Below are 24,888 nucleotides of genomic sequence, written 5' to 3'. Positions count from 1 at the left end.
CACTATCGGAATGTTCAGTCTGATATTATAATAAGAGACTTTCATCGCTTCCGCCAGCCTGCCTTTCATAAAAAGAACGAGAACCACGGAGGTACCTTTCCCCCCGCGGTTCACTTACCTATTACGGCTTAATCCCTGCGTCATTCAACTGCTTCAAAACATCTTCCTTGTATTTCTTATAATTGAACTTGGTGTCAAGTGTGTTGACATAATTGTCCCAATTGCTGATCGGCTCCCTGCCTACAATGAACTTAAGCAGCGTCTCATTGACATACTTGATGCGGTCATTGTACAGCGTGTCGTTAGCGTCCACTAGAACGTAAGGGTTCACCTTGTTCGGTTTAATGTATTTAAGATTTATTTTATTGTAGCCGTCTGTTTTATCGTTTGTAAAATTAAAATATAAGGCATCGTTAGAACGGCGAGGAAGGAAGTAGTTCCCTTGCCATTGCCATTTCTGAACCAGATCTTTGTTCGCCATGTTTTCTTTTAATCTCACCGGCTTACCATCTACCATATCCCACATAATGCCTTTTTGACCATAAGAGAAGTAAGGAAGCGAATCTTTGTCCGCATACCAGTACTGCAGCAGCGACATAACCCGTTTCAGCTTTTCCGGATCTTTGGCGGCTTTCTTGGAAACGGTCCAGGAGTTGCTTTGGAATTGTGCGAAACTAACCCATTGATCTCCATGTGGACCTTTCATCGGTGGAATGACGGTCCAATCCGGTACCTCACCCGATACATCCTTCATCTTTTGCTGCGAGCTAAGCTCCATCGATCTCCAGTCTCTATAAACGATTCCATATTTACCGGTTAGCATCTTCTTTTCCAATGCAGTGACATCATTAGTCGTTACCCAGTCAGGATCAACCACGTTCGCAGCGACCATTTGATTCATATAGGCTAGTGCTTCTTTCATGCGTGGGTCGGTATTATCAAATGTGATTTTACCATCAATACTGTCAACCATATTAGGCACGACGCCAAACATCATCATAATAGCATCCCAGCCGAAGCCGCTGTTACCAGGATAGCTGAAATTGCCGTCCTTCAAAATCCCTGTTGCAAAACCATACGTATCGTTCTTTCCATTGCCGTCAGGATCTTTCTCTGTAAAGGCTTTCATTACATTCAACAATTCTTCCGGTGTGGTCGGCACTTGAAGGTTCAGCTTTTTTAACCAGTCATTGCGAATCCACCAGCCATTAATTCCGTTAACAAGCTCGTAGCCAGGCATACCTATGGTTTTGCCTTTATACAGCATAGCATTCCAAGACTCTTTATCAAATCGATTGTAGAGATCAGGATAATCCTTCATGACACTATCCAAATCGGCCACAATGCCCTGGTCATAATATTGGACGGCAGTCAATCGGTCGGTCATAAAAATCAAGTCGGGAATATCGCCTGAAGCGACCATCGTGTTCAGCTTGGGCTTGATCTGATCCGCTGGAGGCACGGTCATCTGCAAATCGATATTTACAGCTTTCTCCAGCATCTGCCGCAGCGGGTCATCCTCCCTGTTGCTAGGCGGCTGGTTGGTCGGACTAAATCCACCCGCATTATACATGGTAATGGTCATCTTCTTGTCAAAATTGGCCGCCGCCGGTTTACCGGTTGATGTTGAGCTGGTTGGCGTTGAACCGCCTGTACCCGTCGTAGTTGAAGTTCCCGTCCCTTGCGAAGTCCCGGAACTGCCATTTCCTCCACATGCCGATAACAAAGCGCCGAAAATTAGCACCATGGAAACCGTAGAGCCTACTGTACGCTTGCTTTTCATTGTGACCTCTCCTTTGTTCTTCATACTGTTTATGGAACCGGCTCACGGCGTCAATGCGAGGAAGCCAACCCGCCGAAAAGACTCCTAGCCAGAATAAACCTTACTTGAATCAGCCCTTGACGGCCCCGATCATAACACCCTTGGTAAAATGCTTTTGAATAAACGGATACACACATAGAATCGGTACTGTTGATACGATAACGGAAGCCATCTGAATGGCCAAGGAGCTGACTGTAGCGTCGTTGACCAGCTCTAGATTTTGTTGATTTTGCGAGCTGAGCAATATATTTCTCAAAATAACCTGAAGCGGCATCAAGCTGGATTTGTTTATATAAATAACAGCATCGAAATAACTGTTCCAGTGACCGACTGCATAGAAAAGACCTATAGTTGCAATGGAAGGAAGCGACAGCGGCAAAATAATCTGAACCAGCACCTTCAGCTCACCCGCACCGTCCACCTTCGCCGATTCCTCTAATTCTACGGGCAGCTGCTCGAAGAAGCCTTTGACCACAACCAGATTAAAAACACTAACCAAGCCGGGAACGATGAGCGCCCATACCGTATTGGTCAGCTCCAAGGACCTTACTACGATATAAGTCGGAATCAAACCACCGCTGAACAGCATCGTAAAAACAACAAACATCAGCAGTCCGCTTCTTCCAGGCAATGCCTTTTTGGACAAAACATAAGCACCCAATACGGTAAAAATAAGATTCAACATAGTCCCGACAATTGTGCGAAAAAGTGTAATCTGGTAAGCGGTCCAAATTCCTGAACCCCCATTAAACACCGACTTATAAGCACTAAAGGTTATTTGCTCGGGGATGAGCACGATACCTCTTCGGATAACCTCGGATTCCGGTGTGATAGAGATAATAATGACATAGAGAAACGGAAACAAGGTTAGAACGGCTATAAGAGAAAGAATGATATAGATAGTAGAGCGGCCCACTTGCTGACCGAATGAAAGCTTGTTCATGGTGCTCCCTCCTGAGAGTTTTCTTTAGAACACTTGCTTCGTACATCTGCTGAGTTTTCGGAAGAAAACTTGCTTTGTAAGCATCCCTTTACCATATTTGTCCGTCGAATTTTTTGGCAAGCTTATTGGCAGACAATACAAGTACGAATGCAATGATGGATTTGAAAACCCCGACAGCTGTAGCCAAGCTGATTTGCATTTGCTCAATCCCCTGTCGGTATACCCAAGTATCGATAATGTCCGATTTGTCAGCGTTAAAGGTATTAGACATCATGAAAATTTGATCAAATCCTGCATCCAATATGCTGCTGAGGCGGATAATCAACAAAATAATGATGACATTGCGAATCCCAGGCAGTGTCACATGCCACAGCTGTCTCCACTTCGAGGCGCCGTCCATACGAGCTGCTTCGTATAGACTAGGATCTATTCCCGCCAGCGCAGCGAGATAGAGGATGGCTCCCCAGCCTACCTCCTTCCAAATATCGGAGCCAATAATAAGCGGACGAATCCACTCAGGCTCGGTCAAGAAGGAAATCGGTTGAAAGCCGTACTGCTTGATAAGCAAGTTAACAAAGCCTTCACCCGGCGACAACAAGGCGACCATCAGGCCGTAAGCGATAACCCATGATATAAAATGGGGCAAATACGTTACGGTTTGAACGCTTTTTTTGAACCAGCCTACCGTAACCTCATTGATTAATAAGGCTAAAATGATAGGCGCCGAAAATCCAAACAACAGCTTGCCAAGCGATATCGTGATTGTCGTGTTCATGATGTCCCAGAAGTAAACACCATTGATAAAGTTTTTGAAATTATTGAAACCGACCCACGGACTATCCCAGAAGCCCAACCCAATATTGTAATTTTTAAATGCAATGACAATGCCCAGCATTGGAATGTATTTAAATACGACAAAGTAAATCAGCTCCGGAAGCAGCAAAAGATACAAAATTTTAAAGCGCATCACGCGTCTCCAACTATTGTACAGCTTAGTACGCAAGGAGGGTTTAGGGACGCTGGCTGCTGTTGCGATTGAGTTCATCATCATCACCTGTGCATGTGGATTTTATTGATATATTCATAATAAACGAGAAGCGCAAGGCCAACCTCCAATATTTTATTGAATTACTCCAAAATTTTGTGTTCCTGGGGAAAGCGAGTGGTTAGATCAGATACTAATCAGAGGCTAGAACAAAACAGGTCAACTAATGGAGTTACACCATTAGTTGACCTGTTTCACTTACGTTACGGCTGCGATAGCACTTAATCTTCGAGGAATTCTCAGATGAGAGAACGCGCATCGCTATTTCAGCAAAGGTGAACGTAGAAAGGAACGTACACTAAACTCGGCTAGCCTGCTGCTTCAGAAAATCACGTATGGATGGGTCCGTGCACAAGCCAATAGCACGGCTGTAAGCAGCATAGGCTTCCTCATATCTTTGCGATCGTTTGAACAAATGTGCGGTAAGCGCCCAATAGGGTTGATAGCTTTTGATCGCATCAGTCGGGATCGCTTCAAGCAGCACCAATCCCTTGTCGACACCGCGCGCCTCAGCAACGGCGGCGGCTCGGCCGACTAATGCGCCAATAGTAGGCGCTAGGCGCACGAGCCCCTCGTATAACAGGGCAATCTCTTCCCATTCAGTGCGACCGGTCCATGCGCGTTGGGCATGCACCGATTGAATCGCCGCTTCGAGCTGGAATCTCCCGATGCGGCCTGCTTGTGCGGCATTGCTCAGACAATGCTCCGCCTCCTTGATCATGGTTTCCGACCAAAGCGAAATATCCTGCTCTGAGAGTGGCACGTAGCTCCCTGTCTCATTGCGACGCGCATTACGACGCGCCTCGCAATGCAGCATGAGCGCCAGCAAGCCTTGCACTTCCGGTTCGGCAGACATGAACCGCAAGAGAAGTCTTCCCATGTAGATCGCTTCTTCAGCCAATCCCTTACGACGAGGGTCTACTCCAGTCACATCATCCCAACCACTGCCATAGGCGGCATAGATGGCTTCGAGCACTGAGTCGAGACGCTGTGGCAATTCTTTAGCATCAGGAAATTCGAACTTGATGTTTCCACCACGTATTTTCTCTTTAGCACGGGTGAGCCGCTGACCCATCGTGGAAGGCTTTACGACGAATGCGGAAGCGATGCGAGCAGCATCTATTCCGAGCACAGTCTGAAGCATGAGCGGCGTGCGCACAACAGGGTCAATTGCAGGATGGGCACAAATAAATAACATCTTGAGTCGTTCATCAGGAAACGTAATGTCGGAGCAAGCCAGCTTTTGTGTTTCTTCCGCCATTGCGAGCAAGGTCGGAGCAGCATTGGCATGCACCCTCGCACGACGGGCACCATCGATGAGCCGCCGACGCGCTGCAGTAAGCAGCCATGCTTCGGGCTTGTCTGGCACACCAATGTGAGGCCATGTTTCTAATGCGGCGAGGAAGGCGTCGGCAATTGCATCCTCCGCAGCCGCTAAGTCGCGCCAACGTACGGCCAAGTAAGCGACCAACCGCCCATAGGAATCACGGGCGGCCTGTTCAACTGCATGATGTGCATTCATGGCATCTGGTCACTTTATCGGCGGAATATTACGCCGTACTTCCACCGCATTGCTAGGACAACGGGCCGCCCATTCTAATGCGGTATCAACATCCGGTACATCGATGATGAAGAAACCACCCAGTTGTTCCTTCGCCTCGGTGATCGGTCCATCTTGCACGAGCATCTCGCCATTTCGGCGCCTTAGGGTAGTGGCTGTCTCCGGAGCATGGAGGCCAGATCCACTCACAACAATGCGGGAATCACGCAAAGCATTTACATAGTGGGACCAGCTTGCCAGATATTCCTGTTGCCGCAACGGATCTGTGCGAAGGGAGAAATCCTCCTTGCTTTCATAAAACAGAAGTGTGTAGTTCATATTATTTCTCCTCTCAAAGTGTTTGAGTGCTATTTTTTCACTCACTATAATGACGGACCGGTTGTATCGATTTCTACATTATCCGAAAATTTTTTTGATAATCCAGTAATTATTTACCAATTTAAGATATGTTTATTCCAACATTAACACGTTATCAGGAAACCATGCAATAAATGATAAGCGCGATCTTTCACGCCCGAAACAAATTTAAAGCATCCGGCAAGACAGTAAATAGAAGCCTTATGCTAAACTGAAAAAAATGAACTTATTACGCTCGCAGAGCCAATATAGGTTGAACAAGTCATTCAGAGAGGAGGAACGGCCGCCTATGACAGAAGATGAGCTGCATGAATGGATCGCTAAAGTAAACCAAGGTAATAAAGAGGCGTTTCGGAGGCTATATGAACACAGCAAGGAGCATGTATACCATACCGTTTCATTTCTTGTCAGCAACAAAAATGATGTGTGCGATGTGGTAAGCGAGGTGTATACAGAATTGTTCAAAGCACTCCCAAGCTACAATTATGAGACGCCTTACCGCTCATGGTTAAATGGCTTGATCATCCGACAAACGCGGAGCTGGAACCGCAAGCTTTGGAGACGATTCAGAATAATTAATCGGAGCAAGCTTCTGGAACCATTAGAGCATACACCCGAGGATATGGAACAAATTCATTTAAGAAATGAACAAGGCAGCGAGCTTGCCGAGCTGGTCCAAAAGCTTTCCTATAAGCACAGTGAAGTGATCGTATTGCGTTATTTTCAGGACTGCTCTTTTGAAGAGATTTCGGAGCTTCTCGACATTCCGCTAAGTACCGCCAAATCGAGACACCGTGTTGCTTTGGAAAAGCTGCGTAAACAAGCACAAAGTGCAATGAAGGAAAATGAGGAGGCGCTACTCTATGTCCATCGAAAATCAACTTAAGCTAGAGCTGAACCAAGCTGCCGCAAAACGAAAATACCCCCGTGGACTTGATGATCGGATTTACCGCTTGTTTGATGAGCATCGCAAGAAAAAGAGGCCCTCTTTTATTAGAGCTTGGCGAAAAAAATACGGCAGTATCGCGGTAATAGCCGCAAGCCTACTGTTATTCTCCGGGGTTGCTTATGCCTCAACTCTCCTCTATAACCTTCAGGCAAATAACATAAGCATAGAAGTAGCCGGGGAGCAAAAACTACAATTCTCACAAGCTCAATTAAAAGAAATTAGAGCTTCCATTCATGAAGTCAGACAGCAGTTATCTGTGGGCGAATCCGCAGTCGTCTACATTAACGAGCTGGATCGAGTAAAGCTTCCTGGAGCGCAGACTGGTATGGGCTTAACCAAGGTGAACCAGCCGAAGTCGTATACGGATATCACTCAGTGGAAGGACGTAGTGAAGGGGAATTTCGAAGGCATTAAAATTCCGGTAGAATTACCGCAAGGTTTTACATTCAGCAGCGGAGAGCTGGAGAGTCCGATAGGCATGCTGGATGCTGCGAGCACTGCTAAGTATTACAAGCCCTTGCAGCAACAAGCGGCAGCGGCCAAACAAAGTATGGCATGGCAAAAGGCAGCAGCTCAGGATAAGCTGGCCCCCACTGATTTTATTACGGAATCACCACGTCTGGTTTACATGAACAGCAGCCATGACCGGATCGAGATCAGTTATTCGGTTATGCCCGCTTCAGATAAAAATATAGATGTTAAGATCAAGACCAGCCCATCATCTACTGCGGACAATGTTCAAGTTGCGGGATTTGATGCAGCTTATACCGTAAACAACAATAGCTTTTTGAGTGACACCGGTGTTGTTCAGGATATTAATTGGTTAGAGCAAAAGGATGGTCGCACCGTAATCTATCACGTTTCTTCGCCATCAACTAATGTAAGCAAAGAGGAGCTGCTGTTCGTCGCCAATCATATGCGATAAGACGGCTTTCCTAGACATTTCTCAATTCTCAAGACACAATAGAGACAGAGGTGTTGATTAGCAGGAAGGTGTTCAAGTTAACAGCTCCCATCTCTAAGGCCACCGGAAATCATCATATTAAAAAGGATGAAGCCCCAACTTGCGGCTTCATCCCGATTGAAATAGTCAATATGATATTGATGGCATTTATTACTTGATAGCTTATTTATTAGTGCTGTGCTGCTTACCGGGCAACTTATGGCCTGGATGCCCTTGACCTTGACGTTTTTTATTTTTTTCGTCCTTCTCCTGCTTATCGTGCAATTTCTCTACAAAATCACGTGTGCTATCCATAAATTTATCCTCCTTGATTAAATAATGAATGCCAGCTTTAAAATAAGTAACTTATACATTCAGATATAAGCAAAGGACTCCTCGCGGAGTCCTCTCAACGGTGAATTGATTTGGTACTACTGTCTTGAACCTCTCGGAATCTTAGGTCAAACCACAACTGAACACTATGCAGTATTTATTAGGTACTACAATAACGTCTCTGCGGCACATCCCCTCGCTTCTATTTAGATTCTAACAACTTCCCTAGTATTGCTCGTTAGATCGCCCAACGGAACCACACCTCTCTTTTCACCGTTGAATCATATTATAGCTACTTCGCCACCTTATTATTCAGAGATGTTCAAAAAAAATGTTAAGCTTTAATCTCCGCATATTCTGTCACAAATTTACGCAGCTCCAGCTCATCTATTTCCACACCAAGACCCGGATCGTTCGGTACCTTAATAACTCCCTTTTCCAGCTTGAATGAGGCGTTGGAATACGACTCGGATGCCTTCAATGAATTAGGCTGATATTCGAAAATCAGGAAGTTAGAGATCGCGGCAGACACATGAACCGATGCAGCAACTCCAACAGCCTGGTGCACACTAAGATGCGGAGCGAAGGACAGATGATGAGCTTCCGCCAAATGGGCGATTCGCATCATTTCTGTAATACCGTTACGGCCCAGATCCGGCTGCGCCACTTCAAGCGCCCCTTCCGTGATCCAGTCTCTGAACGTATAAATAGTACGTAGCGGTTCACCTACCGCAATAGCGGTATCAATGGCATCAGCCAGCTTCCTGTGCCCCTTAATATCTTCAAAGGTAAGCGGTGTCTCGAAAAATAACAGATCCAGTTCTCCGAGTGCACGCCCGAGCGAAAAAGCTTCCGAATGTGTATATTTTCCGTGACCGTCCAACATCAAATCCAGCTGGTTTGGATCATACTTTCGACGAATGGCGGACAGTAGTTCCAGATCGGCTGTTTTGCCTTTACCAAACGTATGAATTTTAATCGCATCGTAGCCTTCCTCCATAATCCGGTCCACACTTTCCAGTCGCTCCTCGGTCGTTCTGCCAGGCACGCTGGAGCAGTAGCTTCGCAGCTTGTCACGGTATTGCCCGCCCAACAGCATATAAACCGGCAGTCCGAATGCCTTGCCTTTAATATCCCAAAAGGCTACATCCAGCCCTGCCATCGCATCGACCAGATAGCCGCCGGTGTAGCCTCGCTCGCGTAATGTATCCAGCATTTTATCCCATAAATACTGGGTTTCCATCGGATTCTCTCCAAGAACCAATGGAGCCAAGTGGCCTCTAATGACAGCCGCCGCCACCTCAGGGTTTGTCGGAGCAAGCAGCTCTCCCCAACCCTCAATCCCCTCGTCGGTAGAAACCTTAATGAAAATAGTCTCCACTTTATCGGAATAAATACAGGAGCGGCGGCCTTCATTAATATAATAATCTTCGGTTATGTAACGCTTCGTATTTGGGGAAGCTACCTTTGGAGTCGGAATTTTGACAATAAATACTTCAACCTTGGTAATTTTCATGTGGAAAGGACCTCCATCCATGGATTGATAGCGAAATCTAACTTTCCGTACAGACTTACATCATTCATACCAGTACCAACTGTGTTACCTTATCCCTTATCACCCGCATGATCCGGCAGCAGCCTGTAGGTTCCCGGCTTCCAGCCTGCTCGCAAGTCATCCCTTATGACCGCTGAAACAGATTGAGCCGTCATACCTCCATCTACTAACAGGTCTTGACCTGTTATAAATCCAGCTTCGTCCGAAGCCATAAACAACACGGCATTGGCAATATCCTTCGCCGTACCAAAGCGGCCAAGCGGATAGCAGTCCAGAGATATATCGGATGCGGCAGGTGAAGATGTATTCTCTCTGAACGTCAGACTCGGGGAGACGCTATTTACTCGAATGCCTATAGGCGCACACTCGACAGCCAGCTGCTTGGTCATGGCGAGTACGCCTCCTTTGGAAGCACTATAGGCTGACAGAGCAGGCACCATCGTGTATGCGTTAACAGAAGCAATGTTGACGATACTTGCCGTACGTGATTGCTTCAACAAAGGAACAGCATATTTGCACATAAGAAAAACGGATGACAGATTGATGTCCAGGACCCGGCGCCAATGGTCGAAGTCCATCTGATCAATAGCAGCCTTCCCCCCCGTCCACCCTACGTTATTGACGAGTATATCTAGCTTGGGAAGCGTGGATACAAGCGCTTTAACCTGCTCTTCGCTGCATACGTCCGCCTGCTTGAATTCCACACTCCCTCCCTGCTGCCTAAGCCTCCGGGCTGTTTCCATCCCTTCCGTCTGGTCCATATCGGCAAAAATAACTTGAGCACCTTCCTCAGCAAAACGGGCCACAATGCCTTTGCCGATACCTTTGGCCCCACCAGTAATTAAAGCCGTCTTCCCTTCCAGTCTCATACAATCGCCTCGCTCCAGTGATAAGTGCGCTCTGCCCGCCCCCTGGGATAGCCCCTTCTAGCTGTAGTCGAACTCAGTATAGCGCAGAAAAATATAGAGAAGGTTCAATATTTATTGCAGTTAGTACAATATTTTGAGTGATTGTTCAAAAAGTCCCCTCTTGAGCACGCACTTTAAAGAACCTCGGCTTCCTAATCCGTGTTAATTTTTAAACAATTTGAATCAAATATTTAATTCCGTTAATAATTCCCCTGTCCTATAATACTGTTTATCACCAAGGAATGGGGGAACAAGAGATGACTGGAAACACTATCAATTCAAATTTATCAACTGTACAGAGAAGCCGGAAAAATCGCATAAATTGGATGCCTTACTTGTTTATTGCTCCATCGATCCTGCTTATTTTATCCTTTTTGTTTTATCCGATGGCGAACGTATTTTATTACAGTCTGCAGCACTTTAATGCGAATAAACCGTACTATAACGGCTTCGCAGGGCTTGACAACTTCATCGAAATTTTTACGAAGGACGAAATTTTTAAATTAAGCTTATGGATTTCTTTCAAATGGGTGGTTTGGGAGGTCGCTTTACAGCTTGTGTTCGGACTTCTTATCGCTTTAGTGTTAAATCAAGCCTTTAAATTCCGAGGGGTATTTCGAACAGCGGCAATCATACCTTGGGCTATATCTGGAGTGATCACAGCAACTATGTGGTCTCTACTTTATAACGAGCATAACGGACTATTGAATGATATTCTTCTGCGGTTGAACCTACTGGATTCACCTATCGCATGGCTAGCCGATCCGGAGAGTGTATTTTTTTCAGTTGTATTGTCCGAGCTATGGAGAGGTATTCCATTCTTTACGATTACGATGCTTGCTGCCTTGCAAACGATTCCACAGGAATTATATGAATCTTGCACGGTGGATGGAGGAGGACGCACCAAGTCGTTTATCCATATTACGCTTCCTTATTTGAAGAATTCGATTATTCTCTCGACATTACTCAGGGCCGTTTGGGAATTTAACAACGTAGACATGATCTTCGCTATGACCAATGGGGGGCCTGCAAATCACACCATGACAATGACGATGTATGTTGCCAATCAAGCTATCGTGGCGCAGAACTTCGGATATGGTTCCGCGTTGACCGTTATCGGTTTCTTCATTCTAATGATTTTCGCCATAGGTTATTTGAAACTAAGCGGTTTTGGCAAGGAGGACAATTAAGATGCTTAGAAAGCTGGATCGCACCGCAACGTTATATATTCCTTTACTGCTCATCATGTTCTTTACCTTATTGCCTTTTTACTGGACTATCGTGACTTCTTTAAAGCTCGAAAGCGACATCAATAAGATTCCGGTTCAGTTTTTGCCGAATCCGCTAACCTTCGAGAATTTTAAGATTGCCTGGAATACAGTGGGGTTTTCCGTTTTCTTTAAAAATAGTATTTTTATCTCGATTTCAACGGTCATGATTGTTCTTGTACTCTCTGTACTCACAGGATATGCATTAAGCCGATTCAAGTTTTACGGTAAGAAAGCCTTCATGCTTTTGCTGCTTTGCACACAGTTTGTTCCTGGCGCTATGCTGCTGATTCCGTTATTTCTTATTTTCAAAAATTTGGGGTTAGTCAGCAATCCGCTTAGCCTTATTTTGACCTACAGCGTTTTCCAGCTTCCGTTTAATTCCATTCTCATGAGCGGCTTTATCTCTAATATCCCTGACCAATTAGAGGAAGCGGCAATGGTTGACGGGTGCAGTCGGTTAAAAGCGATTTTTCTTATTATCTTTCCTATCTTGCTCCCGGGAATTGTGGCAACGACTGTGTTTACCTTTATTGGTGCATGGAATGAATTCTTGTTCGGTCTGATGCTGATTAATAAGCCACAATTTTTTACGCTCCCCATCGGATTACGTTATATGCAAGGCGAATTTAACACGGCGTATGGCGCATTAGCTGCTGGAAGCATCATTTCTCTTTTGCCAGTCGTTATTCTGTTCGCTTTTGTACAAAAATTTATGGTTCAAGGAATGGCTGCCGGTGCTGTAAAAGGCTGATCTTACGGATGTCATCATACAAGGTTGAACAACCTCTTTAAGAGGATGTTCAAAAAGTGCATCTCGATGTTGAAAAGTTGACTTTTTGAACTCTCACTATAAGAGGATTCATCATATATAATCATTCTAGAAAGTGGGAAATTCGATGAAAATGAAAAAAACAATGGTATTTACGGCAGGCCTTTCGTTCGTATTGGCAATGACCGGATGCGGAGGCGGCGGCGGGGCTGTCAAGAACGAGGCAGGAGCTGAGGTTAAATCGGCCAAAAAGGATGAATTGGTGAAGCTTACCTTCTGGGATGACAATGCCGGCCCGAACCGTACGCCTTTTTATGAGGAAATTTTCAAAAGGTTTGAAGCCAAAAATCCGAACATTAAGGTGGAATATGTCGGCGTTCCGAGTGCCTCCGCGAAGCAAAAGTTTGACGTAGCCATCTCATCCAACGATATGCCGGACGTAGGCGGCGTCTCCAATCGCTTTATTGCTGATTTTGCAGCCAAGGGAGCCCTGTTGGCACTTGACCCTTATTATGACAAATGGGATGAAAAGAGCAAAATGGTTTCTTCCGTCATTGACTTCAACCGTTCTCTTGTTCCAGACAAGAAGCTTTATCAGCTGCCCAACACGTTGTTTATGGATGTATTCTGGTATCGCACCGATCTGTTTAAGGATGCAGGCTTGAAACCGCCTGGAACATGGGAAGACTTCTTTACAGCTGCAGAAAAGCTGACGGCTCCAGATAAGAAACAATACGGGTATAGTGTTCGAGGTGGCGTTGGCAGCATCAATCAATTGACGACAGCTTTGTATTCGTATTCGGGTATTACCAATTATTTTGATGAAAAAGGCAAGGCTACCGCAAATGATCCCAAGCATATCGAATTTTTGAAAAAGTACGTTGGACTATATAAGAAATATACCCCAACAAGCGATATCACTAACGGCTACAAAGAAATGGTAGCGACTTTTGATAATGGCACCGCAGCGATGATCCAGCATAACTTCGGCTCCTACAATGACCATTTGAATACGCTTGGCGCTGCAAAAGTTGCGGCCGTCCTGTTACCTAAAGCTGCGAACGGTAATCGTGTTGTAATCAGCGAACCCAACGGTTACAGTGTTTTCAAATCCACTAAGCATCCTGAGGAATCATTCAAGCTGGTAAGCTTCCTTGCCTCCAGCGACATTCAAACTTATTGGAACCAAAACATCGGACAAATGCCAACGAACCAAGAGTCGATGAAAAGCGATTATGTGAAGAACGCACAACACATTTTGGCAGGTTCCGAAGTGCTTCTGGACAAGGATACGTCCATCTTGAAAGTGCCGGTGTATTTGCCGGATTATGCAGGTATTATTACGCAGCAATTGGAGCCTAATTTTCAGAAAGTATTGTCTGGCGCTATGACCGCGGAAGACTTTTTGAACGGCTGGGCGAAGGCAATGGAGAAATCGAACGAGGAATACAATAAGATGATGAAAAAATAAAGCTTCTATTCGAAGCCTGTTCATGAAGATATTAAAAGCAGAAAACGCGGTTCTTCGCAGGTATACCATCATGATATAATAGCCAGCGGAGGGGATGTAATTGAGAAGGACAGGCTCATTAAAATCAACGATCCTGTGGAGGCTTGTCCCCGGACTTATATTTTTCGTCGTCTCCACTGGCATTATATCCTACATATTATCGTCTCAGCAGCTTAAATCGAATGCTTACGCCAATATTTACGATACGGTATCACAGACTAAGAATTACTTGAATGACCGTCTTGAATTATTGCTTTCCGCCGTTGTAGATTTATCGAAGGACCCGGATTTGACTCAAATTTTGATTAGAGCTGACGACCCTGGCTTCGAACAGCAGCCGAATGATTACATTGTGTTGAAAAAAGCCTTTGATCAAATTTATTCGAAAGATTACTATGATATGGTCGATTCTGTAGTCTTATGGTACAACGAAGGAACAATTGCCATTCAGCGTACCGACTATATGGCGCATGAGTCTAATTTTCAAGCGGGACCCTACTTAAATCGCGCCGCAAGCGGTTCATCCACTATCTTCTGGAACAACTTGCATCAAAGAGATATTTCGTACATCAGTGAAAGCGGTAGCAATGTTGCAAGCGTCTTCCAATGGATAGGCCGTGATAGAGCGAATCCGCAAGGCGTCTATCTTGTAAATATTAAAGAGCAATTTTTTCGAAAAATATTACTTTCTCCCCGCATAAGTGATAACGGCAGCCTTTTGTTGGTCAGCCCAGATGGGGTTATGCGGTTTAAACCGGTCAGCGAGCAGTTTGAGATAGACGAAAAGCAGCTGCAAAGCGACTTACTGGAAGCTCCCGGATTGTTTGGCAGGCTCGATATGAAGAGTCGGAACGGCTCTAAGATGGTAGTTATCTATGATACTATTGGAGCGAATCGTTGGAAGATTGCTGCATTATTCCCCGAGGATGAGCTGCTTCGTAAAGTAAACTATATCAAATACATGAATTTCTTAGTGATTTTAGGCGCTATCCTGTTTGCGATTATCTTTTCTACGCTTCTTGCCAATTACATCACCAAGCCGATCCGACATTTAACCCATCAAGTAAACCGGATTGAAGAAGGGAATTTGAACGTATTATTTAAGCAATGGCCTCAGCAGGAAATGACGGTTTTAAACAAAGGACTTAAAGAGATGGTGGAAAGAATTAAGGCGCTTATCCGGCAAGTAGAAGAAGAGCAGGATACCAAGCGGCGAATCGAAATTTCCCTATTGCATTCTCAAATCCAACCCCATTTCCTATACAATACTTTGTTTTCCATTAAGCAGCTCTACGATATGGGAGAAACCAAGGACGCCAGCAAAATGATAACAGCCTTATCCACCTTCTTTCGGATCTCGCTTAGTAAAGGCGATGAAGTGATAACGATTGCCAGTGAGCTCGAACAAATACAAACTTATTTATTTATACAACAGATGAGATACGGTAAAGCCTTTTCTTATGAAATTGATGTTGACCCCGATATCCTTCCTTGCTCCATAGTCAAGCTTACGCTGCAGCCCATTGTAGAAAATGCGATTTACCACGGCCTCAAGCTGAAACCGGAACAGGGTCTCATTCGGATTAGCGGCTATACGGATGATGAAGATATTTACTTTTTCGTTGAAGAAAATGGCGTAGGCATGACTCCCGAGAAATTGAAAGAGATCACAGAAGGTTTATCCGACGGATCTCAAACGAAAACCGGTTTTGGAACGGTTAATGTTCATAAACGATTGCAAATGTATTATGGCGACGGGTACGGGCTGCAATATCAGAGCGAGCTTGGGAAGGGTACCTTGATCACTATAAAAATACGAAGGGTACCTGGCCAGCCTATTTCAACAGGAGGAGACATAACAACATGAACAAGCTCATCATCGTAGACGATGACGAAATCATCCGGAAAGGACTAAGCAAAACCATTGCTTGGCAAGAACTCGGATTCGAGCTATCGGGTACGGCGGGGAATGGCCTTGAAGCTTTAAGCTTGGTGGAGAAGGCCCTGCCTGCGATCGTCATTACGGATATCCGCATGCCGCATATGGATGGACTTCAACTAACGGAGGAGCTGCTTGGCAAATATCCGGATATGAAGATCATCCTTATGACCAGCTTTGAAGAGTTTGAATTTGCAAAAAAAGCACTAAAGCTAAAAGTATTTGATTATCTGTTAAAGCCCTTTGATAATGAAATGCTGCTGGAAACCGTGAATCGAGCTGTAGCCGAGCTCAATCGCGAACAAACCGTTCGTAAGAAGGTTATTGACAGTATGCCTCTCTTAAGGCAGCAATTTTTCGAAAATCTGATTCTTGATCGTATGCAGAAATCGGAATTGGAGACAGAATCCCACTTCCTCGGGATAAATCTGGCAGCCGATACTTATATGGTCGCGATGATTAAAATTGACGAGTATCACTCTCCTGAACACCGGAATCGATTCGGCTCGGAGATGTTGAAATATTGTGTTAGCAATATTACAGAAGAATTAAGCAACTCTCTTCAAGAGCATTGTTTCGTATTCAACCATGATGGAGACGAAGTGATTGTTCTTTTTGCAGGTGATGACGAATCACGGGACATAGAGAATAAAGCGTCGTTCATGATGGAGGAAGTACGAAAAAGCGTAGAGAAATATTTGAAAACTACGGTTACCATTGGAATTGGCACAATGTACAATGACTTCGGCTACATTCATCAATCCTTTCTGGAAGCCAAAGCTGTGCTCGATTTCAGACATATTACCGGAACCAATCAAGTGCTGCTAGCACAAGATATCCATTTGCAGCCGCCGATTGAGACGATCAGCTTGGGAGCGATGGAGAAGGAGCTGTTGGTTAAGATTAAGCTGGGGATGGAACGCGACGCCTTAACTATCATTATGAATTTGGAGCAGGAGGTGGCGGATAAAAAATTCGTATCGCTTCGACATCTCCACCTGCTCGGTACCGAGATTGCCCTATTGATTTACAGGGAATTTTGGGAATGGATCCATACGCCCCAAATGAAAGAACGGTTCGGAGAATTCAATTACTTTTGTCAAAACATACAGGTAATGAGAACCTTCAAAGAGATATTTGCCACCATTAAGGAATTTATTTCGGAGTTAATCACTGAAATCTGTGCAAGACGTGATAGTCATCAGAAGCAGACAAAGCATTCCAATTTATTGAAAACCACTACCATCTGGAGCATCTCTCAATGCAAGAGGTTGCCAACCATGTGAATGTGAGTCCCGGATACCTCGGTACAATGTTCAAGAAAGTGGGAAACAGGCTTTTCACAGACTATCTTCTGGAGACTCGTATGAAAGCTGCCCTAAATTTATTAAGCCGTGAAGACTACAAATCCTATGAAATCGCAGAAAAAGTCGGCTTTAGCAATCCTCAATATTTTAGTGTTTGCTTCAAGAAGTATACAGGTGTATCTCCTTCTGAATACAGGAGGAAGGATTCAGACTAAGCGGTTATGGCCCCTTTAATTCCAGGGAGCACTCAGAAGTCGGATTAGGCAGAACGGCGTTATTGCAGGGGAACATTCGATTCGTAAACAGCAACTATTCTGTACCTAATCCGAACAATTGTCGAGCGATTAATAGCTAGCTGTTATATAACCCATCTTCATAGAAATCCGATCCGTCGCCTCAATCAGAATAGAAGCCAGCTCACTCTCCCTTTGCGGGAGGTTAATCTCGGATAACGGTCCTGAGATGCTGACACCACCTATAACCTTCCCATTGCGTCCCTTTACAGGTGCAGCTATACAAGCTCTGCCTAGAGCCAGCTCCTCATTCTCTGTAGCGTATCCCCTCCTTCGAACCAGCTCCAGCTGACTTTCTAATTGTTCTTGCTGGGTTACCGTTTTGTCGGTGTAACCCGCCATTCCTGCTTCATCAAGCAGCTCCGTTACCTTGCCACTCTCTTGATATGCGAGCAGCACCTTGCCGATTCCCGTGCAGTGCAGCGGATTTTTGCGACCAATCAGCGTATACATTCGTGGAGATTTATGACTGTCGACATGGGCCAAATAAAACATATGGCAGCCGTTCAAGATAGCTAGATTGGCACCCAAGCCAAGTCCTTTTTCCAGCTCATGGAGCTCGGGCAAAGCTTGCTTGCGGATTTCATAGTGGTTCAGAGCAATGCCTCCAAGCGATATAATCGCCGTACCCAAGCGGTAAAATCCGGTTATCTCATCCTTCTCTACGTAGCCCAGCGTGACCATTGTAGTAAGCAATCTCGAAACGTTACTCTGAGTTAAATTCAGCTTCTTGGCAAAATCAATTCCCCTTAGCTCTGGCTGCTCATCAGAAAAACAGGATAATATCGCCAACGCCCTCGTCACGCTTTGCGTCAGCATCGTTGCCGTCTGTGCTTGCTCTTTCTCTTCCTCTTTTTTCAATAAGCCCACCCTTTCTAGTCTTGAAGCAAAATCTTAATGTTGAAATATATAATATCATATTATACAATCATCTTGCATATTACGAAATAGATATTCAAATTCATTCAGAAAAGTGGTGAGTCAATGAATATTAAAAGCGTCGAGGTGTTTCCTCTAAAGATTAAAACCGGGCCCGTCTATCTAGGCAGCCCTGTAGGAGTCTCCAATGAAAGCGATTACTACATACGTCCCGAGTATCGCTCCATCTACTCCCGCAATCTGGAAACACTGCTTGTAAAGATCACTACGGATAGCGGAATTTACGGCTGGGGGGAAGCACTAGCCCCGGTAGGCCCGGAAATTACAGGTGAAATTATCGAGCGACTGTTCACTTCGTTCCTGATCGGACAAGATGCAAGAGATATCGACGTCATCTGGAACCGCTTGTATGATTCTATGCGGGAACGCGGCTACTTCTCCGGCTTTATGATGGATGCTATCTCCGCAGTTGATGTCGCGCTATGGGATATATTAGGCAAGTCGGTTGGGCTTCCTGTTTACCGGCTATTGGGCGGTGCATACCGTCGGAAGCTCCCAGCCTACGTATCGGGTATTCCCAAAACTACCAAGGAGGAGCGAATCGAGCTGGCGCTTGAGTGGAAAGCGAAGGGCTTCACTGCGATCAAGCTGCATCTTGGATTCGGAGTGCATGAAGATGCCGAGATAGCCGCTTATATGCGTGAAGCGCTAGGCCCCCGCTTCCGCCTTATGATCGATGCCCATTGGCAATACTCGGTATCCGAAGCGATTCAGCTGGGACGCAAGCTGGAAAAGCTCGATATCGACTTTTTGGAAGCGCCTACAGCCCCAGAGGATATCGAAGGCACTGCGGAGGTTTCGCGTGCACTTGATATGGCTGTAGCCATCGGTGAAGCCAAACGCACCCGCTACCAGTTTAAGGACCGCCTGCTGAAACGGGCAGCAGACATCTATCAGCCGGACATCGGACGTACCGGCATTACAGAAGCGAAGAAAATTGCCAATATGGCGGAAGCGTTCAACATCCCTATTGCTCCCCATCTCAGTGTCGGTCAGGGCATCTGCGTCGCCGCGACGCTGCACCTCAGCGCCGCCATTCCTAATCTGTATATTTTGGAATATCAGCCTTCTGTCTTGAATGTGGTAAACTCGCTCCTGATCCATCCAATTGTCTGTGAGCAGGGTCATTACATGCTCCCGGAAGGTCCGGGTCTTGGAGTAGAAATAGATGAAAAACAATTAAGAGCACTTATACAATCATGCTGATGGAGGAGATTCGATATGACCAAGCCAATAGCCTTAGAGGGCGTTTATCCGATCTTAGCAACACCTTTTACAGAACAAGGAGATGTCGATGAAAACAGTCTGCGCGAGCTTGTCCGTTTTCAGCTTCATGCCAAGGTAGATGGTATCGCCCTATTCGGGATGGCCAGTGAAATGTACACCCTGTTGGACGATGAAAAAGCGAGAATCGCCGAGATCGTAGTCGATGAAGTGAAAGGACAAGTGCCGCTCGTATTCGGCAGCGGCCATACAGGGCTGGAAGTCGCGGTGCAATTAAGCAAGCGTGCGGAGAAATCAGGAGCAGATGCGCTTATGGTGCTCCCGCCGTATATGGCTAAGCCGGATGGTAAGCGCCTGTACGATTATTTTGCTGCTGTGGCCAAAGCCGTCAACATCCCGATTATGATCCAAGACGCCCCTCTTGCGAGCGGAGTCAATATACCTGCGGCTATGCTAGCGCGTTTGTCCAAAGAATTCGAAAACATTGCCTACGTTAAGGTTGAGGCTCCACCGACAACCTTCAAGGTTACTGAGGTGCTGGAGCAATCGGAAGGCCGCTTAACCGTATTTGGTGGAATGAACGCGATGTACTTCTATGAGGAGCTGGGCCGTGGAGCTGTGGGAACGATGCCGGCATGCGAATTTCCGGAGGTGTGCGTGAACATATATCAGGCATTCAAAGCTGGAGATTTGGATACGGCTCGCAGAACCTTTTATCAATACCTTCCTTTTCTGAGAATCGGTACCCTTCCAGGCTCTGCTATGGCTGTACACAAGGAAATATTGAAAGCAGGCGGCGTTATTGAATCGGCCTATGTCCGTAATCCGAACGCCCCTATCGACGAGCGGACTCGGCAGGAAGCATTGGATACGCTCAAGGATCTAGATCTGCTAGCGCTTCGTTGGAATGAGATTAAAGCTGCCAGATAGAGCAAGTATGGGCAGCGGAGCCACCACTTCGCCGCAAATAAAGCCGAGCGAGAAACAGGGTTGTTCTCCTGCTTCTCGCTCGGCTTATTTTATAGCTATATTCCCTTATTAATATGAATTTACCCCTTCTATTCCAAATAATCCGACGGAAGGTAAGTAATATGGGAAGCAGCGACAATCGTTAGAAGGCTGTTCGCCTCCTCGTATTCTACATGACCATCCTTGACATAATACCAATTTTTGACGATGGGTTGTCCTTCAGAAGCTTCAAAGATAAAAACATTCAACTCATGCTTAAACTGAAGAATCCGCTCAACCTTATCAGGATCAGCTTCTAGAATAGATAGCTTCCAGCCTCCATCAGGCAGGGCAACCAACGTATGGGTCACAGGCTGTTGATCGGAATCGAGCAGCATTTTTCCCGTTACAGCATGTTTGACTAGCAATCTTACTTTTGACATGGATTGCACCTCCTTATGGCAAATCGATAAGAACGAAGAATGCAGACGCCGAACTATCAGCACCAAGCTCTATCTGCTGCATATCCGTGATTCTCGCCGAATCTCTGTCCTGTAGCACACTATCTTCATTAACAGTCAGCTGACCTTCTACAACGAATATATATATCTTGCGCCCCTCCGCTTGGGAGAACGAAATCCTCTTTCCACTCTCCAGCTTGCTTACATAAATCGTCATATCCTGCTGAATAGACGCTACATGGGCAGAGCCCTGCTGTGCCACTACAGGCAGCAAAGCGTTGATCATATGATCGGGATTAAACCGCGTCGTCTCGTACGATGCCTTCAAACCCTTACTGCTTGGCATAAACCACATCTGCAGCAAGCTTACATCTTCGGAATCACTGCCATTATGCTCCGTATGTACAACCCCTGTGCCAGCCGACATGCGTTGGATTTCGCCAAACGAAGTGACAGCTATGTTCCCCAGATTGTCCTCATGCCTTAACTGCCCTGACAGAACCAAAGAGACAATTTCCATATCACTATGAGGATGAGCACCAAACCCTCGTCCTGGAGCAATAATATCATCATTAAATACACGAATAGGGCCAAATTCAGTGTTAGTAGGATCGTCATATTCAGCGAAAGAAAAGCTGTGACTGCCTCGAAGCCATCCTCGATCAAACGAATAACGCGAAGCTGCGGGATATAGAGTCAACATTGTAGCACTCGCCTCCTTAGGGTTAGTCAAAAGTATACGATTTAATTATACATGGATTACCTCTACAGTCCTATAAGAGTATGCTCACCGTGCATAAAAAAAATCTGGATTTTCTTGCATTTATTATGTTATAGTATTGCCTAATTAACAGGAGATGATCTGATGAATGCTAAAGTTCAATTTCAAAATGTAAGCCGCCGAAAGCTTGTTGATGAGGTCGTGCTGCAATTGCAAAACAAAATATCGAGCGGCGACATACCTCCAGGCCATAAAATCCCAACGGAGCCAGAGCTTATGGAGCAATTCGGAGTCGGACGTTCAACTGTACGTGAAGCGGTTCGGGTACTCGTGCACGCAGGTTTGCTGGAAAAAAAGCAGGGCTTCGGCACTTATTTGAGTACCAATCTTATTATTCAAGAGCCCTTGGATCACCGTCTCCGCCGAGCCGAGATTTTGGAGGTATACGAAGTCAGACGAATGCTGGAGCTGGAAATAGCTAAGCTAGCTGCCGAACGCCGGGACGATGATGATCTTGCTCAAATGCGACAGTATTTGGATCAGCGTGCTCAGGCTCTGAAGATCGGACCCAACAATGATTATTTGAATGCAGATATTTCATTCCATATTGCCGTCGCTGCAGCCAGTAAAAATTCGATTGTTATCGATCTTTACCGAACCTTCTCTACTGTGCTCCGCGAAACGCTCGATACGCTCGTGAAGGTCAGCACTGTCCACGATTCCCACGACCTGTTTCATGAAAATTTGTACGATGCGATAAAAAGGAAGGATTCAACAGCAGCGATTCATTGGACCCTTCAAAATTTGGATGAGACCGTGTTAAACATGAAGAAATTCTTATAACCTGCCTTTGGCAATTAGCTTCTTAATTAGAAGCATCTTTGTCCATAACCTACTGTAATTTCAAACGTCTGATGATAGGATGTTGCGAAGGTTTTTACACAAATTTATATATATATTTTATGAGGTGATTGCATGAGTATTTCAGCCAGTAGTAGCATCAGCCGTCCGCAAACTACCGTTTTTTCCATCATTTTTGCTATCAGTCTGGTTCATCTATTAAATGACTCGATCCAGTCGATAGTTCCCGCCATGTTTCCGATTTTACATGATTCCCTGAATCTTACGTATGCGCAGATCGGGTGGATTGCTTTTACACTTAATATTACAGCATCCTTCTTACAGCCATTGATCGGATTATATACCGATGCCCGGCCTAAGCCTTATATACTCCCGATCGGGGTTGGTTTTTCGCTTCTTGGAGTTATTTTACTTGCTTTTGCCTTATCGTTTCCTCAGATCCTTATAGCCGTGGTGTTATTAGGAATTGGCTCGTCCGTTCTTCATCCGGAGGCATCGCGAGTTGCTTATTTAGCGGCAGGACCTCGAAGAGGCTTGGCTCAGTCGATTTTTCAGGTGGGTGGGAATATCGGTCAGGCGCTCGCGCCTATATTTACAGCTCTTATCTTTGTTCCATTAGGCCAATTCGGAATCATCTGGTTTACCATCGCCGCAGGAGTTGCTATCGTGGTGCAAATCTATGTAGCCAAGTGGTACAAGAATCATCTGTCACAGCGCACGAAAGCCACACAAGCCACTAGACGAACCACATCTCAACTATCAAAAGGTACTTTGCTGCTAGCGTTATTCGTTCTTATTATGCTTTTATTTTCCAAATTCTTTTATTTGTCAGCTATGACCGGCTTTTATTCATTCTTTTTAATCCAGAATTTTAACATGCCTGTCGACCGTGCCCAAATTATTATTTTTGCATTGCTTGCCGCAGGTGTTGTAGGAACCTTCTTTGGAGGCCCTCTAGCCGATAAATTCGGAAGAAGAAATATGATCTGGTTTTCGATTCTCGGTGCTGCTCCATTTACAATGCTGCTGCCTTATGCAAATCTATTCTGGTCCGTTGTTTTGTGCGTGTTAATTGGTCTCATTATTTTATCCAGCTCTTCAGTTATTGTCGTGTACGCTCAGGAGCTGCTCCCAGGTAAGGTGGGGACGGTGTCCGGATTATTCTTCGGCTTATCCTTTGGTCTAGGCGGTATCGGGTCGGCTGCTATGGGCACACTTGCGGATGCTACCAGTATCACGTTTGTTATTCAGCTCTGCGCCTATTTACCCTTACTCGGTCTGCTAGCTGTATTTCTTCCCTCTGATTCAAAGCTAAAGCTGGCCCCCGTGCAGGATGCAAAAACGTCCGCCCTCTAGACTGGCAAATAAGGAGGAAACCCGCTATGGCAAAGGTTATTGAAATGAACCAGGTATCATGGAAAAGAGAACATAAAACGCTGCTTCACCAAGTAAGCTGGCAGGTCAACAAAGGGGAGCATTGGGCTATTCTCGGTCTGAATGGATCGGGAAAAACCACCCTGCTTAATATGATTAACGGCTACATTTGGCCCACTGTCGGGGAGATTAGCGTGCTTGGGCATCTATTTGGCACCTTCGATTTGAGAGAGCTGCGCAAGTCCATCGGCTGGGTCAGCACCTCCCTGCAGGAGAAGCTGTATGGCAGTGACCGGACGCAAACGGTAGTGCTCAGCGGCAAATTTGCGACCATTGGTCTGTATGATGTGGCAACCCCTGAGGACCACGAGCGTGCGCTGCAATTGATGAATCAGCTGGGCTGCAGCCACTTGGTTGACCGTACCTATCAAACCTGCTCGCAGGGGGAAAAGCAAAAGCTGCTCATCGCACGCGCGCTTATGGCTTCACCGCAGCTGCTCATTCTGGATGAGCCGTGCAACGGTCTCGATTTTCTTTCAAAGGAAATGCTGCTTGCCAGTATTGATGAATTAGCTGCGCAGCCTGATGCGCCGAATATTTTATATGTAACGCATCATACAGAGGAAATATTGCCGATTTTCTCGCATACGCTGCTCATCCGGCGTGGTGAAGCGTTTAGAAGCGGAAAGACAGAGGAGATTCTGGAAAGCTCCTGCTTGTCGGACTTCTTCGAAACACCGGTTGATGTACAATGGCGCAATGAACGCGCTTGGCTCTCTGTTCGCTAATTAGCCGTCAAATTTTAGGACATACAAATAACCCGCCAGCAAGCATATTGCTGTGGCGGGTTATTTG

At 45.6% G+C, this 24,888-nt stretch carries 24 protein-coding genes; 13 read left to right on the top strand and 11 right to left on the bottom strand.

Annotated elements, in window-relative coordinates; genetic code table 11:
* Positions 1 to 121 precede the first annotated feature (121 nt).
* The 5 genes from GC093_RS24995 to GC093_RS24975 all read right to left on the bottom strand — a co-directional run bounded on the left by GC093_RS24995 (position 122) and on the right by GC093_RS24975 (position 5,689).
* Positions 122 to 1,783: an extracellular solute-binding protein gene (locus GC093_RS24995; protein WP_171654636.1), complete on the bottom strand. Its 1,662-nt coding sequence runs from the start codon at positions 1,781 to 1,783 to the stop codon at positions 122 to 124.
* Between the two features lie 109 nt (positions 1,784 to 1,892).
* On the bottom strand, positions 1,893 to 2,765 hold the full coding sequence (locus tag GC093_RS24990; RefSeq protein WP_171654635.1) for a carbohydrate ABC transporter permease: 873 nt from the start codon (positions 2,763 to 2,765) through the stop codon (positions 1,893 to 1,895).
* Positions 2,766 to 2,853: 88 nt separating this feature from the next.
* Positions 2,854 to 3,732, bottom strand: a complete 879-nt coding sequence (locus tag GC093_RS24985; protein ID WP_312886605.1) for an ABC transporter permease — start codon at positions 3,730 to 3,732, stop codon at positions 2,854 to 2,856.
* 376 nt (positions 3,733 to 4,108) lie between these two features.
* The gene (locus tag GC093_RS24980; protein WP_171654633.1) at positions 4,109 to 5,332 is read right to left on the bottom strand and encodes an RNA polymerase sigma factor; all 1,224 of its coding nucleotides are present in this window, start codon (positions 5,330 to 5,332) and stop codon (positions 4,109 to 4,111) included.
* A gap of 9 nt (positions 5,333 to 5,341) precedes the next feature.
* Positions 5,342 to 5,689 carry a YciI family protein gene (locus GC093_RS24975; protein WP_171654632.1) on the bottom strand — a complete coding sequence of 116 codons (348 nt, stop codon included), beginning with the start codon at positions 5,687 to 5,689 and terminating at the stop codon, positions 5,342 to 5,344.
* Positions 5,690 to 6,017: 328 nt separating this feature from the next.
* On the opposite strand from GC093_RS24975, the gene GC093_RS24970 reads away from it, so the two are divergent.
* Together GC093_RS24970 and GC093_RS24965 are read left to right on the top strand one after the other, a co-directional pair.
* Positions 6,018 to 6,614 (top strand): sigma-70 family RNA polymerase sigma factor, encoded by a 597-nt coding sequence (locus GC093_RS24970; protein ID WP_171654631.1) that lies wholly within the window; start codon positions 6,018 to 6,020, stop codon positions 6,612 to 6,614.
* Positions 6,592 to 7,602, top strand: a complete 1,011-nt coding sequence (locus tag GC093_RS24965) for a hypothetical protein (RefSeq protein ID WP_171654630.1) — start codon at positions 6,592 to 6,594, stop codon at positions 7,600 to 7,602. The genes GC093_RS24970 and GC093_RS24965 overlap by 23 nt, the downstream gene beginning before the upstream one ends.
* A 201-nt stretch (positions 7,603 to 7,803) precedes the next feature.
* Here GC093_RS24965 and GC093_RS24960 read toward each other — a convergent pair whose 3' ends face one another.
* The 3 genes from GC093_RS24960 to GC093_RS24950 form a co-directional block, all read right to left on the bottom strand.
* Entirely contained in the window at positions 7,804 to 7,935 is a 132-nt protein-coding gene (locus GC093_RS24960) for a DUF4023 domain-containing protein (protein WP_171654629.1), read from the bottom strand.
* 352 nt (positions 7,936 to 8,287) lie between these two features.
* Positions 8,288 to 9,469, bottom strand: coding sequence for a mandelate racemase/muconate lactonizing enzyme family protein (locus tag GC093_RS24955; protein WP_171654628.1), 1,182 nt, complete (start codon positions 9,467 to 9,469; stop codon positions 8,288 to 8,290).
* An 89-nt stretch (positions 9,470 to 9,558) separates the two neighbouring features.
* Positions 9,559 to 10,377 (bottom strand): SDR family NAD(P)-dependent oxidoreductase, encoded by an 819-nt coding sequence (locus GC093_RS24950; RefSeq protein WP_171654627.1) that lies wholly within the window; start codon positions 10,375 to 10,377, stop codon positions 9,559 to 9,561.
* A 296-nt stretch (positions 10,378 to 10,673) separates the two neighbouring features.
* On the opposite strand from GC093_RS24950, the gene GC093_RS24945 reads away from it, so the two are divergent.
* The 6 genes from GC093_RS24945 to GC093_RS24920 all read left to right on the top strand — a co-directional run bounded on the left by GC093_RS24945 (position 10,674) and on the right by GC093_RS24920 (position 17,427).
* Positions 10,674 to 11,606, top strand: a complete 933-nt coding sequence (locus GC093_RS24945) for a carbohydrate ABC transporter permease (RefSeq protein WP_171654626.1) — start codon at positions 10,674 to 10,676, stop codon at positions 11,604 to 11,606.
* 1 nt (position 11,607) lies between these two features.
* Positions 11,608 to 12,438, top strand: coding sequence for a carbohydrate ABC transporter permease (locus GC093_RS24940; protein ID WP_171654625.1), 831 nt, complete (start codon positions 11,608 to 11,610; stop codon positions 12,436 to 12,438).
* A 145-nt stretch (positions 12,439 to 12,583) separates the two neighbouring features.
* Entirely contained in the window at positions 12,584 to 13,927 is a 1,344-nt protein-coding gene (locus tag GC093_RS24935) for an ABC transporter substrate-binding protein (RefSeq protein WP_171654624.1), read from the top strand.
* Positions 13,928 to 14,027: 100 nt separating this feature from the next.
* Complete coding sequence (locus GC093_RS24930; protein WP_171654623.1) at positions 14,028 to 15,833, top strand: sensor histidine kinase; 1,806 nt, start codon at positions 14,028 to 14,030, stop codon at positions 15,831 to 15,833.
* Entirely contained in the window at positions 15,830 to 17,191 is a 1,362-nt protein-coding gene (locus GC093_RS24925; RefSeq protein ID WP_171654622.1) for a response regulator, read from the top strand. Before GC093_RS24930 ends, GC093_RS24925 begins: the two co-directional genes overlap by 4 nt.
* Positions 17,167 to 17,427, top strand: a complete 261-nt coding sequence (locus tag GC093_RS24920) for a helix-turn-helix domain-containing protein (protein WP_171654621.1) — start codon at positions 17,167 to 17,169, stop codon at positions 17,425 to 17,427. Before GC093_RS24925 ends, GC093_RS24920 begins: the two co-directional genes overlap by 25 nt.
* A gap of 129 nt (positions 17,428 to 17,556) precedes the next feature.
* On the opposite strand, the gene GC093_RS24915 is transcribed toward GC093_RS24920, so the two are convergent.
* The gene (locus GC093_RS24915) at positions 17,557 to 18,366 is read right to left on the bottom strand and encodes an IclR family transcriptional regulator (protein ID WP_171654620.1); all 810 of its coding nucleotides are present in this window, start codon (positions 18,364 to 18,366) and stop codon (positions 17,557 to 17,559) included.
* Between the two features lie 123 nt (positions 18,367 to 18,489).
* On the opposite strand from GC093_RS24915, the gene GC093_RS24910 reads away from it, so the two are divergent.
* A complete protein-coding gene (locus GC093_RS24910; RefSeq protein ID WP_171654619.1) occupies positions 18,490 to 19,650 on the top strand; it encodes a mandelate racemase/muconate lactonizing enzyme family protein in 1,161 nt (386 codons plus the stop codon).
* A gap of 15 nt (positions 19,651 to 19,665) precedes the next feature.
* Entirely contained in the window at positions 19,666 to 20,598 is a 933-nt protein-coding gene (locus tag GC093_RS24905) for a dihydrodipicolinate synthase family protein (protein ID WP_171654618.1), read from the top strand.
* Between the two features lie 128 nt (positions 20,599 to 20,726).
* On the opposite strand, the gene GC093_RS24900 is transcribed toward GC093_RS24905, so the two are convergent.
* Together GC093_RS24900 and GC093_RS24895 are read right to left on the bottom strand one after the other, a co-directional pair.
* Positions 20,727 to 21,059 carry a hypothetical protein gene (locus GC093_RS24900; protein ID WP_171654617.1) on the bottom strand — a complete coding sequence of 111 codons (333 nt, stop codon included), beginning with the start codon at positions 21,057 to 21,059 and terminating at the stop codon, positions 20,727 to 20,729.
* A gap of 13 nt (positions 21,060 to 21,072) precedes the next feature.
* Entirely contained in the window at positions 21,073 to 21,780 is a 708-nt protein-coding gene (locus tag GC093_RS24895; protein ID WP_171654616.1) for a pirin family protein, read from the bottom strand.
* Between the two features lie 162 nt (positions 21,781 to 21,942).
* On the opposite strand from GC093_RS24895, the gene GC093_RS24890 reads away from it, so the two are divergent.
* From GC093_RS24890 to GC093_RS24880, 3 genes are all read left to right on the top strand, one after another.
* Positions 21,943 to 22,641 (top strand): FadR/GntR family transcriptional regulator, encoded by a 699-nt coding sequence (locus tag GC093_RS24890; protein WP_171654615.1) that lies wholly within the window; start codon positions 21,943 to 21,945, stop codon positions 22,639 to 22,641.
* A gap of 132 nt (positions 22,642 to 22,773) precedes the next feature.
* On the top strand, positions 22,774 to 24,015 hold the full coding sequence (locus tag GC093_RS24885) for an MFS transporter (protein WP_171654614.1): 1,242 nt from the start codon (positions 22,774 to 22,776) through the stop codon (positions 24,013 to 24,015).
* Between the two features lie 26 nt (positions 24,016 to 24,041).
* On the top strand, positions 24,042 to 24,821 hold the full coding sequence (locus GC093_RS24880; protein ID WP_171654613.1) for an ABC transporter ATP-binding protein: 780 nt from the start codon (positions 24,042 to 24,044) through the stop codon (positions 24,819 to 24,821).
* Positions 24,822 to 24,888 lie beyond the last annotated feature (67 nt).

The organism is Paenibacillus foliorum (assembly GCF_013141765.1).
In the GTDB taxonomy this organism is placed as follows: domain Bacteria; phylum Bacillota; class Bacilli; order Paenibacillales; family NBRC-103111; genus Paenibacillus_S; species Paenibacillus_S foliorum.
The sequence above is the reverse complement of the archived record's forward strand: the minus strand, read 5'-3'. Positions and strand labels throughout refer to the sequence as shown.

What these genes read in the sequence shown, in the direction of transcription:
- GC093_RS24895 (WP_171654616.1), bottom strand. Translation starts at nt 21,780, where the DNA reads ATGTTGACTCTATATCCCGCAGCTTCGCGTTATTCGTTTGATCGAGGA.
- GC093_RS24985 (WP_312886605.1), bottom strand. Translation starts at nt 3,732, where the DNA reads ATGCGCTTTAAAATTTTGTATCTTTTGCTGCTTCCGGAGCTGATTTAC.
- GC093_RS24910 (WP_171654619.1), top strand. Translation starts at nt 18,490, where the DNA reads ATGAATATTAAAAGCGTCGAGGTGTTTCCTCTAAAGATTAAAACCGGG.
- GC093_RS24970 (WP_171654631.1), top strand. Translation starts at nt 6,018, where the DNA reads ATGACAGAAGATGAGCTGCATGAATGGATCGCTAAAGTAAACCAAGGT.
- GC093_RS24945 (WP_171654626.1), top strand. Translation starts at nt 10,674, where the DNA reads ATGACTGGAAACACTATCAATTCAAATTTATCAACTGTACAGAGAAGC.
- GC093_RS24885 (WP_171654614.1), top strand. Translation starts at nt 22,774, where the DNA reads ATGAGTATTTCAGCCAGTAGTAGCATCAGCCGTCCGCAAACTACCGTT.
- GC093_RS24980 (WP_171654633.1), bottom strand. Translation starts at nt 5,332, where the DNA reads ATGAATGCACATCATGCAGTTGAACAGGCCGCCCGTGATTCCTATGGG.
- GC093_RS24920 (WP_171654621.1), top strand. Translation starts at nt 17,167, where the DNA reads ATGCAAGAGGTTGCCAACCATGTGAATGTGAGTCCCGGATACCTCGGT.
- GC093_RS24975 (WP_171654632.1), bottom strand. Translation starts at nt 5,689, where the DNA reads ATGAACTACACACTTCTGTTTTATGAAAGCAAGGAGGATTTCTCCCTT.
- GC093_RS24950 (WP_171654627.1), bottom strand. Translation starts at nt 10,377, where the DNA reads ATGAGACTGGAAGGGAAGACGGCTTTAATTACTGGTGGGGCCAAAGGT.
- GC093_RS24990 (WP_171654635.1), bottom strand. Translation starts at nt 2,765, where the DNA reads ATGAACAAGCTTTCATTCGGTCAGCAAGTGGGCCGCTCTACTATCTAT.
- GC093_RS24900 (WP_171654617.1), bottom strand. Translation starts at nt 21,059, where the DNA reads ATGTCAAAAGTAAGATTGCTAGTCAAACATGCTGTAACGGGAAAAATG.
- GC093_RS24890 (WP_171654615.1), top strand. Translation starts at nt 21,943, where the DNA reads ATGAATGCTAAAGTTCAATTTCAAAATGTAAGCCGCCGAAAGCTTGTT.
- GC093_RS24995 (WP_171654636.1), bottom strand. Translation starts at nt 1,783, where the DNA reads ATGAAAAGCAAGCGTACAGTAGGCTCTACGGTTTCCATGGTGCTAATT.
- GC093_RS24955 (WP_171654628.1), bottom strand. Translation starts at nt 9,469, where the DNA reads ATGAAAATTACCAAGGTTGAAGTATTTATTGTCAAAATTCCGACTCCA.
- GC093_RS24935 (WP_171654624.1), top strand. Translation starts at nt 12,584, where the DNA reads ATGAAAATGAAAAAAACAATGGTATTTACGGCAGGCCTTTCGTTCGTA.
- GC093_RS24880 (WP_171654613.1), top strand. Translation starts at nt 24,042, where the DNA reads ATGGCAAAGGTTATTGAAATGAACCAGGTATCATGGAAAAGAGAACAT.
- GC093_RS24965 (WP_171654630.1), top strand. Translation starts at nt 6,592, where the DNA reads ATGTCCATCGAAAATCAACTTAAGCTAGAGCTGAACCAAGCTGCCGCA.
- GC093_RS24940 (WP_171654625.1), top strand. Translation starts at nt 11,608, where the DNA reads ATGCTTAGAAAGCTGGATCGCACCGCAACGTTATATATTCCTTTACTG.
- GC093_RS24925 (WP_171654622.1), top strand. Translation starts at nt 15,830, where the DNA reads ATGAACAAGCTCATCATCGTAGACGATGACGAAATCATCCGGAAAGGA.
- GC093_RS24905 (WP_171654618.1), top strand. Translation starts at nt 19,666, where the DNA reads ATGACCAAGCCAATAGCCTTAGAGGGCGTTTATCCGATCTTAGCAACA.
- GC093_RS24960 (WP_171654629.1), bottom strand. Translation starts at nt 7,935, where the DNA reads ATGGATAGCACACGTGATTTTGTAGAGAAATTGCACGATAAGCAGGAG.